Source organism: Photorhabdus sp. P32 (assembly GCF_038085095.1).
In the GTDB taxonomy this organism is placed as follows: domain Bacteria; phylum Pseudomonadota; class Gammaproteobacteria; order Enterobacterales; family Enterobacteriaceae; genus Photorhabdus; species Photorhabdus luminescens.
Genome location: NZ_JAZGJN010000284.1, coordinates 57,149 through 69,197, shown reverse-complemented (window position 1 = coordinate 69,197; position 12,049 = coordinate 57,149). Strand labels below are relative to the sequence as shown.

Below are 12,049 nucleotides of genomic sequence, written 5' to 3'. Positions count from 1 at the left end.
AGACCAATGCTTAGAACCATAGAAAAGATCGTCTGTTGTAATAAGTTTCGCCTGAGTGGTGAGTTTGTAACTATAGAGCAAATTTCAGAAATTTATGAAGGGTACAGAGAAGTTGCGTTAAATATCTGGGAACAATATGAACGGCAAAAGGCCAAATTACTGGAAGAGTCTCTTACCCTTGAACGGTGTGAGTCAGCTTGCTGTCAGATTGCTAAAATACTTGGAGCTTGATTATGAGCATGTTATTGATGGTAAAAGCCATGAGTATCAAAGTCGGTAATCCACTTCGTAAATTGGTACTGATTAAGCTGGCTGATAACGCTAATGACCAAGGAGAGTGCTGGCCGTCAGTTGCTTACATTGCTGAACAATGCGAAATATCAGAACGCTCTGTACAAAACCATATTAAACAATTAGTTAAGGATAACATTGTTAATGTTGAGGAAAGGAAAACGAAGAACGGTTTGAATCAATCAAATGTGTATTTACTCCATTTAGACAATTCCAGTAATAAATATGGTGCATCTCTTGCACTCAGTGGTGCAAATGTTACGGGGGTTAGTGGTGCATCTCCTGCACCCAGTGGTGCAAATGCTGCACCCAGAACCAGTCACAGAACCAATCACTCTTTTGAACCAGTCATAGAACCTAAAACCTCATTTACCCTTCAAGGGAAAAAGCGAGAGGAAAAAATAAAATTTGATCCTCTTACAGCTAAGCCTGAAAACGTCAGCGCCGATGTATGGGCTGATTGGGTTAATTTTAGACGAGAGATAAAAAAACCTCTGACGGAGACTATGTGCAAGCAGCAGGGTATAAAACTTGCCAAATGTGATCACCCTGATCAAATGATTTGTAATTCTATTGCGAATGGATGGCAGGGATTGTTCCCTGAAAAATCCCAAAACCCACGAACTCAATTAAATAATCATACTGGTTATGAAAATAAAAAATATGAGTTTCATAGCGCTTACTGGGCTAAGGAAATTGATTCGGGAGGTGTGAAGTGAACACTTTTGATTTGCTGAAATCAATCAACATTGCTCCACGTTTTGAACATGCCAGCTTTGAAAATTATCAGCCTATTAACAAAGCTGCTTAACATAATTTGAAGACTTGCCGAAGTTATGTTCAGACCTGGAAAGAACGCAAAGTTGCGGGTGAGGGGATCATCATGTGTGGCCGTCTTGGTACCGGGAAAACTCATCTGGCTGTTGCGACATGCCGTGAAATAGTCACTCAGAACGGTATCAGTGCGTTTATTACAACCGCATCACGTATTATCAGGGCGTTTCGTCGTTCATGGAGTAATGATGCTGACACCAACGAGTTCGAGACACTGAGGTTTTACAGTGAGTTGGATTTGCTGATCATCGATGAGATTGGCGTTCAATACGGCACTGAATCAGAGCGAAATATCTTGTTTGAGGTGATTAATAACCGATATGAAGATTTATTACCAACGATCCTGATCAGTAATTTGCCAATGAATGACCTGCCGGTGTTTTTAGGGGACCGAGTGTTACAGGGTGGGGTAGTGTTGGCTTTTGACTGGGATAGTTACCGGAGGGGGCAGTAGTATGAATGAGCTCAATCTAGAGTCTGCGGTTATAAGAGGATTGTTGTCAGGTGGTGCAACGCAGGATGCTTACGATGTTCTTGCAACGTTACCAGAAGAGGCGTTTAGTTCAGGTTTTTTGCGTCGTGTCTACGTTGAAATCAAGAAACAAGCGTTCAGTAGCTCCCTGATTGATCCAATATTCATCGCTGAGGCTATGAGTGGAGATGGTAATACATTAGCTAATGTCCTGGAGTTGAGTAAGAGCCCTGTTTGGAATGCAAACCTGAAAGGCTATGCCAATAAAGTTAGTGAATATTGGTATGTTCGGCGGGTTACAGCAGTGATCAATGCCGGTCAACAGGCGTTACTGGAAACTAAAAATCATACTCAAGCACAACATGTCATAGCGGGCTTTATGTCCACTATGGGGGAGTTAATGCGAGATACTGGCAACCTAGTTCCCGTGCACATCAAGACATTGGTTGAAGGGTACATTGACACACTGGAGAGACGTAACTTAGGTGAAGATAGTCGCGGCATGATTATGACAGGTATTGAGCCATTTGACTCGTTGACGGGAGGATTTAACCCAACTGATTTAATTCTCATCGGCGGTCGTCCCGGCATGGGCAAAACAGAACTGGCACTTTGCATGATTGAGGGTATGACTAGGAATGGAGGGGCAGTATTGCTGTTTTCAATGGAAATGGCAGCACAACAAATTACAGAGCGTATGGTTGCTGGTTCTGCCCAGCTGTCAGTTTCCAAATTGAGAAGTGGTGAATTTTATGATGAAGATTGGGTTCGTATATCTAACGCAATAAGCGAGTCAATAGATCGCGATATTCATATTCTTGATGCTAGTGAATTAAGCGTTGAGCAGATATGTGCTATCAGTGAAACTCATAAACGCAGGTATCCGAATCTGAAAGGAATTTTTGTTGATTATCTGGGATTGATAGAAAAGCCCAAAGCCGAACGTAATGATCTTGCTATCGCTCAAATATCTAGGGTCCTCAAAGGATTGGCTAAACGACTGCATACACCAGTTACCGCATTGAGTCAGTTATCAAGAGAAGTTGATAAGCGGCCAATGCATCAACGTCGTCCTGTTGCGGCTGATTTAAGAGATTCAGGTAGCTTAGAGCAAGATGCAGACAGGATTATTTTTACTTACCGGGATGTTGTTTATAGCCCACGAAGTCCAGCCAGAAATTATGCTGAGATTATTTTGGATAAAAATCGTCACGGTGAAACCGGAACGATATTCCAGGAATTTAAAAACGGGCATTACTTACCAACTGATCAAATTGTTGCTGCTGAAATATGTCGTACACAGCAACAGACTAAACAAAAAGAGCGCCGATACGCGGACAAAGCATTTTAACTAAAGACCAAAAGAGGCAGACCAATATGACCATAAACAGTAAACTGATTTTATTAGATAATTGGGGTATTTATTAATTATCCCATTTTGGTGTAGTGCCGAAAACATCGCTATCTTACAAAGTTAGACTTGAAAGCTAGTCGATTCAATGTAAACGCCAGCAGGATGCTGGCTTTACCAAAATAGAATTGCTGGTGGATAACTAAGAGCTGGAGATGCTGAAGCTCAATTGTACTCTTCGAAGATCGGATAGGGAATCTTACAAAGTTAATGAATACCTCACTATGCTGATTAGGATGGATGATCATTCATGAAAAAAGTAGGTAGTTCAGTTGCATAAACAGCAAAGTGAAAAGTGTGTGGGAAAGCCTTTTTGTAGCTGAATATTGTTTTTCTAGTGAAGTGGCCTGCTGGAACACACTGGGATGGTATAAGAGTTGAAGTTGTATTTGTAACGTACAAATTACATATTAAGTATATTGCTTGCGTTCAAAACGAAAAAAAAATACCATAAAATCTGCTTAACGCAATCAGGGTATCTAAATGAGCATTAACGACACACAAAGTGATATTACCGATTTGATAATAAACGCTTTCAGGCGTGATTTTTGGCTTAACGTACAAGATGCATTATATGCTAAGTATGCTGCTGCACAGGAAGTAACTATAGGCGATATATTAAAACTTGGTGAACCGGAGCAACGTAGATTCAGGTCTCAGGCTAGGCACTACGGTCTTAACTCTGCTTTGAGGGAGGCTGCAAATCGTTCAGGTTATCTTTGTTACGATGTTGATACATTCCCGAAAGGGGAAAATTACATTATTATTGATTCAGAAGGTGTCAAAATTAGCCGTACTGGGTTAGATCACGATGAGCGCCACATAAGGGGCGCGAAACATCGTTCATTGATAGCCCAATTGAATGAAAAATTTGAAGGCTATACTCCAGATCTTTTTAGAGAAGAAGATAGTAAGCATCATAATGACACTAGTACGTTAGGTGTGTTGTTAATAAATATTAATCCACCATATCATGAATCTCAGGCCAGCATGATGGATTTAAGGATTGTGGTTCCTTTCACCAATCTGAAAGGTTTTCACTATAATAAATCTGTAACGGAGCTGTTAGCATTCTATTCTGAAGAGAAGAAGATAGTCATTCCTGATATGGTTTTACCTAAGCTTAAGAAGCGCCTGAAGGATCAGGAAAAATAGAATAGGTGAGACATTATGAGAGTGGGAATTTCTGGTTTCCAATCTGAAAGGTTGACACAGATAAGAGAAGCGAGGGGATTATCGAAAATTAACCTTGGTAGGTTAGTGGATCGTTCGCCATCAACTATTACCAAATGGGAAAACGGTAATCATTCCCCCGATGCAGAAGTATTGCATAGCTTAAGTCAGATTCTTAATTGCCCGGTAAGTTGGTTCACAAAGCCTATTGTTAAGTACGAAAAAAAACCAGTATTCTTCCGAACACTTTCAACCACGGCAAAAGACTTATGTATTGCCTCAGAGCGGTACATGGGATGGTTTCAAGAGTTATCATGTAAGATGCAAGAATATCTTGATTATCCAGAAGTTAACATTCCTCATCTTAGCGTAAAGGATTACAGAGCGATAGATGATCAGTTGATTGAAAGAATGGCTTTTGAGTGTAGGAAAGCTTGGGGATTAGGTATTGCACCGATAGATGATCTATTGCTTGTAATGGAAAATGCGGGGATAGTCTGTTCCAGATTTGAACAAGGTAGTTCTGTAATGGATGGCTATTCTCAATGGAATGATTTAGATAATAGACCGTATGTGGTTTTAGCTAGTGACAAAGATAACTATTATCGTAGTCGATTTGATGCTGCTCATGAATTAGGTCATATAGTCTTACATCGATATATAAATAAATTTGATACTATTAATTTTAATCCAATAGAAGAGCAAGCACATAAGTTTGCGTCGAGTTTCATGTTGCCGGAAGAGTCATTTTCTGTAGAGCTTCCGCCATATCCTACATTACAGAATTTCATATCTTTAAAAAATCGCTGGGGGATGTCGGCACAATCTATGATCCTTAGAGCGAGAAATTTAGAGTTAATATCTTCTCTGGAATATCAGAGGTTATATAAAAATATTTCTGCTAGAGGTTGGCGAAAAGGAGAGCCGCTTGATGATCTTAGAAAACCAGAGTTGGTTCGTTTGTTACCTAGGTGCTTGAACCTATTATTGGATTCTGGAACTTTTAGTAAAAAAACGCTTCTTGAGGAATTTGGTTTCCCAAAAGGAGATTTAGAGGATTTATGTTCAGTTCCTAAGGGATTTTTGTCAGAATCACAGGTACTTGATTTTCAATCCAGAATACAATTGAAGAGTAGTATTAATATATCTACGACACAACAAGATACAAACGTCGTTAACTTATTTAATAGAAAGTAAAATTGGGAATTAATACTAACACTTGTTATTCTATTCGTATCGGCCTGAACATCCGATAACCTAAACAAAAGCTGCTGTGTCATAACTTTGAGGATAAGTGATGACGCAGTATAGTTTTATCAAAATCTCGAATGACATCCTGAGACCGGCGACTCCCACAGCCAGGGAATACCTGCACTTCAAAGTGAAGTGTGGCGATGTGCTTTATGCGGATTTTAAGAAAGCACGTAACCCGCGTTTCCATCGTAAATATTTTGCCCTTCTGAATCTTGGCTATGAATACTGGCAACCTACTGGAGGCACTATTTCCCCGAAAGAGAAAGCGCTTGTGCGTGGCTACGTACAATTTTTTGCACACTTCGCGGGCAGTGAAGATGTCTTACAATCCGCTGCGGATGAATATCTTGCTGGCATATCCAAAAACCGAGCCCAGAACATTACTGCCACCAAATCCTTTGATACCTTTCGGCGCTGGGCAACAGTGGAGTCAGGGCACTATGACACTTACGAGATGCCTAACGGAAGTCTATATCGTGAACCTCGTTCAATCAGCTTTGCCAAAATGGAAGAGCTGGAATTTCAGGAACTTTATAAAGCCACATTAAATGTGCTTTGGAACTTTATATTGTATCGCAATTTCCCGACTAGAGAAGCTGCTGAGAATGTCGCCTCTCAGCTGTTCGATTTTATTTAATGCAGAGCGAGACTAATGACCAAAAGTGAAAAAGGAAGTTGAAGAGGTACGGCTATGTCGGGTGTGATGTTTCCAACGGATGGGCTACAGTTGAGCCAATCACAAGAAATCTGGTTGCAGGATTGGTTATCTAAGTTTGGCGCGTGGGTTTACTCTGGCAGGTTTGATAAACGTCAGAGCAGTATGATTGCTGAGTTTATGGCGACAGTAGAGCCGAGAGGTTATCCAGAACGTCCGATATGTAATGATGATGGTATGTTAATCGCTAGGGTAGTAGACCATATTTACCATATTGATCGGGTTGCATTTGGGATGTTGCTTAGTCGATATGTTTATTGTGTATCTGATAGAGCAATTGCTAGGCATTATCATGCAACGGTTCAGCCAAGAATTATGATCCGCAGAAATGGTATGTTGCGTAAGCGAAAGCCATCAATGTCAACTTGTCGGCGTGAGGTTGAGGAAATATTAAGAGCAACGGAATATTTGATTTATCAACCATTGCAAGATGCCTTTATAAGACGGGAACAGGAAAGAAAATCAAAACTTTTGTCACGAACGTGTTGACATCTTTGAACTTATGAGCCACTATTTTAGTATATGTTGCGATAGTAGCATTCGTAACTGATAGCCTCGCCCAGTGCGGGGTTTTTTATTGCCTGAAATCCAGATAAGACTTGCTGTTGTCATCGGTCAGAGTTACATGTGTGTCTATGCACATTAACTGACCAAAGATTTAAATTATCATGCTAAAACATGAAGATATGACAACAATAGCCTCATGTGTTTTAGAAACCGTACCAATGTATGACTGGGTTTCTATTCCTGATGTTTCAACTCTGACGGGGCTATCAACGCCGCGTTGCCAATTACTTTTAACTCAATTTTGTCTGGCTGGCTTGATGGAAAGCCGGGACAACGACACCTTTTTCAAGCGTTGCCCCTGATGGGGTAACTTCTTAAGCGGTGAAATGGACGGCTGGTGAAGTTGACGACGCCAGCCATTCGCCTGTTCTGTGCTGACCTGAGAGTAAGCCAGTATCGATTTATGGAAAATATTGTGAATTTAAGTGGTATCACATTAATTAATGACGACTCTCTACGATTTATCAAAACGTTACCAGACAGCTGCATAGATTTGATAGCCACTGACCCACCATATTTTCGGGTGAAAGAGTGTGGTTGGGACAGACAATGGGAGGATATAACGGCTTATCTTGCGTGGCTGGATGAAGTACTGACTGAATTTTGGCGTGTGCTGAAACCCAACGGCAGTTTGTATATGTTTTGTGGTTCGCGTCTGGCGTCTGATACGGAAATCCTTGTTCGTGAACGGTTCAATGTGCTTAACCACATTATCTGGGCAAAACCTTCTGGTCCGTGGCGCAGGCAGAATAAAGAAAGTTTAAGGGCTTATTTCCCTTCCACGGAACGGATCATATTTGCTGAACATTATCAGGGGCCTTATCAACCTAAAGGTGATGGATATTTCCACAAATGCCGCGAACTTAAGCAATATGTCTTTAAACCTCTTGTGGACTATTTTCGCGATGCACGAAAGGCGTTGGGTGTCACAGCAAAAGAAATTAATGCTGCTACGGGAAAACAGATGGCCAGTCACTGGTTCAGTGATAGCCAGTGGCAATTACCCAATGAAGTGGATTACCAAAAGCTGCGAGTACTGTTCGCTCGGATAGCCAGAGAAAAACACCAGAACGGAGAATTAAACAGGTTGTATCATGAGTTAGTAGAATCTCATCTTACTCTGTCACGCCAATATGAGGAATTGAGTCTGGAATATGGGCTACTGCGCCGTCCGTTCTCGGTGACGGTAGATGTGCCTTATACTGATGTCTGGTTTTTTCCACCTGTTCAGTATTACCCTGGCAAACACCCTTGTGAAAAGCCAGCCGATTTGATGGCACATATTATCCAGTCTAGCAGCCGGGAAGGAGATCTAGTGGCAGATTTCTTTATGGGATCGGGCGCAACACTAAAAGCAGCACTAAAGCTGAATCGTCGTGTCTTGGGTGTAGAATTAGAAGAAGAATACTTTAATCAAACTAAGCAGGAAATTGGGGCGATGATATGAATAACTACCTCGCTGAGGTGAGGGGTTATTTGAATTTCTCTCATTAGTTGTTATGGCGAAATAATGAATTGTTGGATAGTATTTGGCGGATTTCATCGTCAGAAAGTGGTAGTAATCTTGGTGAACAGAGATTAACGTTTTGACTTGAAGTAATGCTCTTAGCGAGATCTATATAAGCTCTGAATTCAACTTGACTGTGTCCACCTTCATTCATTTCCATCGGCTGAATAATCACATGATGGTTTGATAAAAAAAAGTTATACCAAGTATTTTTCCTCACTTTTTTTATTAGTTTTTTAAGCAAAAACATTGCAGGTATCATTTACCCTAGTAATAAACGAGATGTAGTAAAGGGAGTGTCGGGGGTACCAGAGACTTCTTTACCAGTACTGACGTTGCGAACAACAATTTTATTAACATATAGTCGTATGTAAATTAAGCTCATAAAAATGCGTATTTCAGGTAATGCAAATTTGTTATAAGTATACGTTCTTCTCTTAATACAGTGAAGTCTGATTCTCACTGAGTCTTTTAAATCAATACCGGGCAAATCAGCCCAAACAATTAAATTAACTAAATGATCACCCCATCAGTAGGATGGAATTATGCGTATGGACAAATACACCAGCCCCATTGCATATACTTGGGGCGCTTTTACAGCAATGCTTGGGGCTCTGTCGCTGAACGACTGGGCTATCATTATTGGCATTATCTGCACTGTTGGTACTTTTGGGGTCAACTGGTACTACAAGCATCGGGAGTTTAGCCGCAATGACAAAGACCAGTAAATTAAGTGCTGCGGTTATCGGTCTGGCTCTCTCTGGTGCAGGTGCTATGGCGATACTGTCTCAGTTTTTGGACGAGAAAGAGGGTAACCGGTTATCAACGTATCAGGATGCGGGTGGAGTCTGGACAATCTGCCGAGGTGTGACTCGGATTGATGGAGCTCCCGTTCGTCAAGGGATGAGGTTAATACTGAATCAGTGCCGTGACCTCAATGCACAAGAAGCAAAGCAGGCCATCGCATGGGTAAAACGCAATGTGCGGGTGCCATTAACTGAACCTCAGATAGCAGGTATTGCCAGCTTTTGCCCGTATAACATTGGCCCATCGAAATGCTTCTCTTCCACGTTCTATCGAAAGCTGAATGCCGGAGATAAGAAAGGTGCTTGTGCTGAGGTAAAGCGTTGGGTATTTGACGATGGTCGAGATTGCCGACAAACCAAAGGGCAGGCAAGCGGCTGTTATGGTCAGGTTGAGCGACGCGCCCAGGAATCGGAATTAACTTGCTGGGGGTTGGATGAATAGACATTCGTTGGCCGGAAGATTGTTTCTGTTTGGTTTTGTTCTTACTTTGATAGGTAAAGATGGATGGGGTTGGTTTCTGGGGCGTTGTTGCTATGAAATTTAGCTTTCATTACTACACGATACTAGCGTTGATCCTTATTTCATTGACAGCGTATTGTTATCACTCTGAGTTACAGAGAGAGCAACGTGTTACAAAGCAGCAGCAAGAAGACATTCAGCAACTCACAGACATTATCGACTATCAGAACTCTCACATCACGATCTTGAACGAGTTGGATGTGAAACATACGAAGGAACTTGCTAATGCTAAATCTGAAAATGATGCTCTGCGTGATGATGTTGCTGCCGGTCGTCGTCGGTTGCGCATCGCGGCCACCTGTCCCGTGTCTGCAACCATTGCTTCCGGCAGCTTGGGCGATGCAACCGCCGTCGAACTCACTGGAGAGGCTGGATCAACTGTTCTCGATATCCGGGAAAGTATCATCAACGACCGGGCAAAATTAAGCTATTTGCAGGGTTATGTGAAGACTGAATGTTTAAGGTGACGAAATGAAATATTGAAAAATCAATTAATTATTTTCTACATCCACTAAGGCTAGTATGATAAGGTCAGAATTTGTAAATATTATTTTTCCTGATTAGTTATAGCTCAGGATGAGAATGACTCTTATAATTCCGTAGCTTCTTATCAGAGGACTTAGTGTGGATCGATGTGGTAATTATTTTATTGAGGATCTAAAGAGTCTCGGGCGTGGTGGTTTCGGTGAAGTGTATGAAGTTAATGTGTACAATTTAAGGAAGACTCATTCGCGAAAGTATGCACGAAAATATTTTTCACCTTCACCTGAAAATAATAAAACAGCCATAAAGGAAATTGCTGATTTAAGAGAACGATTTTTGGTTGAAATTAAAACACAATATATATTAAATTCAATTAATTACGACTCTATAGCTCCTATAGTGCTTTTTAGTACAGTAGGAGATAAGCCTTATTTCATCATGGAGAAGGCTGAAGCCAATTTATTGGAAGCTATGGAAGCTATGGAAGGTGGAATGTCTGCGGACGAAAAAATTATGGCGGTGCGGCAGATAATTAAGGGCGTTAAAACTATACACGACAATAATTATGTTCATCGTGATCTGAAGCCAGCCAACATTCTAAAATACAGCGATGGAAGATACAAAATCAGCGACTTTGGACTAGTGAAAGACTTAAATCATGTCAGAGCTGAGGTAAAAACAAAATTTCAACCAAATGGAATGGGAACTGATGGTTACAGGGCTCCTGAAATAGCAGAGAGCGGGCTGTTTTCTAAGCAATCTGATATTTATGCTATAGGTCGTGTCATTAGTGACATATATTCAAAAAACCTCACTCATAAATTAAAAAAAATCATCTCAAAATGCAGGGCGCATTGGTCTGAAGATAGATATGCTGACGCAGATGAATTATTAATTGATTTTTGCAAAGCTATGGAGGTAACGCCATGAATAGAATAGTTGACATGTCCTGCTTTAGCGATGCTGCAAACGGTAAAGTTGTAAATGAAGATTATTTCTTACCTCCAACTATCGATAGTGATTCAAATATCGTCTTTGCAGTAGCAGATGGAGTGGGTTCAACTGAGCAAGCTGATTTAGCGTCAAAATGCGCAATACAAGCAATTCAAAAAGCGTTGATAGAGCCAGATTTTAGCATCGAGAAAGCATTTTCATGGGCTAAGCAAGCGATAGATGAGTTTGATTTTAGTGTCGCTACCACGTTAACAATCGTCCATATAGTTGATTTAAAGGTTTATATAGGGCATGTAGGCGACTGCCGACTTTACTTTAAAAATAAAAATAAATTAGTTCAATTAACTAAAGACCATACTAAGTACCAAGAGCTTTTAGACTCTGGGGAGCATAGTATGAGAAACCTAAGAAACCACAAAGAAAGACTTTCTACTATTCTTACATCAGCCTTATCTAATGATATTACACTAAATTTTGATGTGATAGTTAAAGACATTAATGAAATAAGTGATGGTGATAATGTAATTTTATCCTTGATGTCAGATGGGGCATATAGGCATTGGGAGTTAAGACCTCAATTTTCAGAAAGGACAATGTCGTTACCATCGGCATTTTCCGCAAGCTTAAGGCGCCGGATTGAAAAAGATATTATTGATGATTATACATTTTTGAGTGTTAAGCTTAAATGTAGTAGCTAGCACTAACAGAATTTAATGATTCTGCCATTGAAGGATTCCAAATAGCCATCAGTTAACGCTGGTGGTTTTTATATCTGCATGTTATAGAGTCCTTTGAAATCAACGATAGGGATTTCCTCTATAGTTGTTAACCAATGAAGGATAGTAACTAATTCAGAGCATTCTACTGACAGAGTGCTCGATAGTAGTGATTTAGCTATGAGCGCCCAGATATCGACTTTTTAGCAGGAAACTCTGAATCTAACTATTTCCAATTCGGAAACAATTCGGCGCAGGTTATCGCAGTCTGTTTGTATTAACCATGACATAGTTTCCTTAGGACAAATCATTTAACTTTATAAACGCCATTTACGAGAGGCTTTGA

At 40.6% G+C, this 12,049-nt stretch carries 15 protein-coding genes; all 15 read left to right on the top strand.

Going from position 1 to position 12,049, the window contains the following annotated elements; translation table 11 throughout:
- The first annotated feature begins 6 nt into the window (after positions 1-6).
- The 15 genes from V2H77_RS17510 to V2H77_RS17440 all read left to right on the top strand — a co-directional run bounded on the left by V2H77_RS17510 (position 7) and on the right by V2H77_RS17440 (position 11,685).
- Positions 7-231, top strand: coding sequence for a hypothetical protein (locus tag V2H77_RS17510; protein WP_049582246.1), 225 nt, complete (start codon positions 7-9; stop codon positions 229-231).
- Between the two features lie 2 nt (positions 232-233).
- On the top strand, positions 234-1,010 hold the full coding sequence (locus V2H77_RS17505; protein WP_341499815.1) for a helix-turn-helix domain-containing protein: 777 nt from the start codon (positions 234-236) through the stop codon (positions 1,008-1,010).
- 164 nt (positions 1,011-1,174) lie between these two features.
- Positions 1,175-1,579, top strand: coding sequence for an ATP-binding protein (locus tag V2H77_RS17500; protein ID WP_341499814.1), 405 nt, complete (start codon positions 1,175-1,177; stop codon positions 1,577-1,579).
- Between the two features lies 1 nt (position 1,580).
- Positions 1,581-2,948: a replicative DNA helicase gene (locus tag V2H77_RS17495; protein ID WP_341499813.1), complete on the top strand. Its 1,368-nt coding sequence runs from the start codon at positions 1,581-1,583 to the stop codon at positions 2,946-2,948.
- A 543-nt stretch (positions 2,949-3,491) separates the two neighbouring features.
- Positions 3,492-4,163 carry a hypothetical protein gene (locus tag V2H77_RS17490; protein WP_341499812.1) on the top strand — a complete coding sequence of 224 codons (672 nt, stop codon included), beginning with the start codon at positions 3,492-3,494 and terminating at the stop codon, positions 4,161-4,163.
- Between the two features lie 15 nt (positions 4,164-4,178).
- Positions 4,179-5,378, top strand: coding sequence for a helix-turn-helix domain-containing protein (locus V2H77_RS17485; RefSeq protein ID WP_341499811.1), 1,200 nt, complete (start codon positions 4,179-4,181; stop codon positions 5,376-5,378).
- A gap of 100 nt (positions 5,379-5,478) precedes the next feature.
- Entirely contained in the window at positions 5,479-6,072 is a 594-nt protein-coding gene (locus V2H77_RS17480; RefSeq protein ID WP_341499810.1) for a DUF1367 family protein, read from the top strand.
- Between the two features lie 54 nt (positions 6,073-6,126).
- Positions 6,127-6,639, top strand: coding sequence for an antiterminator Q family protein (locus tag V2H77_RS17475; RefSeq protein WP_341499809.1), 513 nt, complete (start codon positions 6,127-6,129; stop codon positions 6,637-6,639).
- Between the two features lie 179 nt (positions 6,640-6,818).
- Positions 6,819-7,019 (top strand): hypothetical protein, encoded by a 201-nt coding sequence (locus V2H77_RS17470; RefSeq protein WP_074524840.1) that lies wholly within the window; start codon positions 6,819-6,821, stop codon positions 7,017-7,019.
- Between the two features lie 101 nt (positions 7,020-7,120).
- Positions 7,121-8,164 carry a DNA-methyltransferase gene (locus V2H77_RS17465; protein ID WP_341499834.1) on the top strand — a complete coding sequence of 348 codons (1,044 nt, stop codon included), beginning with the start codon at positions 7,121-7,123 and terminating at the stop codon, positions 8,162-8,164.
- Positions 8,165-8,769: 605 nt separating this feature from the next.
- Positions 8,770-8,952, top strand: a complete 183-nt coding sequence (locus V2H77_RS17460) for a phage holin family protein (RefSeq protein WP_049582239.1) — start codon at positions 8,770-8,772, stop codon at positions 8,950-8,952.
- The gene (locus V2H77_RS17455) at positions 8,936-9,472 is read left to right on the top strand and encodes a lysozyme (protein WP_341499808.1); all 537 of its coding nucleotides are present in this window, start codon (positions 8,936-8,938) and stop codon (positions 9,470-9,472) included. The genes V2H77_RS17460 and V2H77_RS17455 overlap by 17 nt, the downstream gene beginning before the upstream one ends.
- A 59-nt stretch (positions 9,473-9,531) precedes the next feature.
- Complete coding sequence (locus V2H77_RS17450; RefSeq protein WP_341499807.1) at positions 9,532-10,017, top strand: lysis protein; 486 nt, start codon at positions 9,532-9,534, stop codon at positions 10,015-10,017.
- 157 nt (positions 10,018-10,174) lie between these two features.
- A complete protein-coding gene (locus V2H77_RS17445; RefSeq protein WP_341499806.1) occupies positions 10,175-10,963 on the top strand; it encodes a protein kinase domain-containing protein in 789 nt (262 codons plus the stop codon).
- Positions 10,960-11,685, top strand: coding sequence for a PP2C family protein-serine/threonine phosphatase (locus tag V2H77_RS17440; RefSeq protein WP_046395015.1), 726 nt, complete (start codon positions 10,960-10,962; stop codon positions 11,683-11,685). The genes V2H77_RS17445 and V2H77_RS17440 overlap by 4 nt, the downstream gene beginning before the upstream one ends.
- The last annotated feature ends 364 nt before the right edge of the window (positions 11,686-12,049 follow it).

Excerpts from the sequence above, each read along its gene's own strand:
- V2H77_RS17510 (WP_049582246.1), top strand. The coding sequence starts at position 7 with ATGCTTAGAACCATAGAAAAGATCGTCTGTTGTAATAAGTTTCGCCTG.
- V2H77_RS17505 (WP_341499815.1), top strand. The coding sequence starts at position 234 with ATGAGCATGTTATTGATGGTAAAAGCCATGAGTATCAAAGTCGGTAAT.
- V2H77_RS17500 (WP_341499814.1), top strand. The coding sequence starts at position 1,175 with ATGTGTGGCCGTCTTGGTACCGGGAAAACTCATCTGGCTGTTGCGACA.
- V2H77_RS17495 (WP_341499813.1), top strand. The coding sequence starts at position 1,581 with ATGAATGAGCTCAATCTAGAGTCTGCGGTTATAAGAGGATTGTTGTCA.
- V2H77_RS17490 (WP_341499812.1), top strand. The coding sequence starts at position 3,492 with ATGAGCATTAACGACACACAAAGTGATATTACCGATTTGATAATAAAC.
- V2H77_RS17485 (WP_341499811.1), top strand. The coding sequence starts at position 4,179 with ATGAGAGTGGGAATTTCTGGTTTCCAATCTGAAAGGTTGACACAGATA.
- V2H77_RS17480 (WP_341499810.1), top strand. The coding sequence starts at position 5,479 with ATGACGCAGTATAGTTTTATCAAAATCTCGAATGACATCCTGAGACCG.
- V2H77_RS17475 (WP_341499809.1), top strand. The coding sequence starts at position 6,127 with ATGTCGGGTGTGATGTTTCCAACGGATGGGCTACAGTTGAGCCAATCA.
- V2H77_RS17470 (WP_074524840.1), top strand. The coding sequence starts at position 6,819 with ATGCTAAAACATGAAGATATGACAACAATAGCCTCATGTGTTTTAGAA.
- V2H77_RS17465 (WP_341499834.1), top strand. The coding sequence starts at position 7,121 with ATGGAAAATATTGTGAATTTAAGTGGTATCACATTAATTAATGACGAC.
- V2H77_RS17460 (WP_049582239.1), top strand. The coding sequence starts at position 8,770 with ATGCGTATGGACAAATACACCAGCCCCATTGCATATACTTGGGGCGCT.
- V2H77_RS17455 (WP_341499808.1), top strand. The coding sequence starts at position 8,936 with ATGACAAAGACCAGTAAATTAAGTGCTGCGGTTATCGGTCTGGCTCTC.
- V2H77_RS17450 (WP_341499807.1), top strand. The coding sequence starts at position 9,532 with ATGGATGGGGTTGGTTTCTGGGGCGTTGTTGCTATGAAATTTAGCTTT.
- V2H77_RS17440 (WP_046395015.1), top strand. The coding sequence starts at position 10,960 with ATGAATAGAATAGTTGACATGTCCTGCTTTAGCGATGCTGCAAACGGT.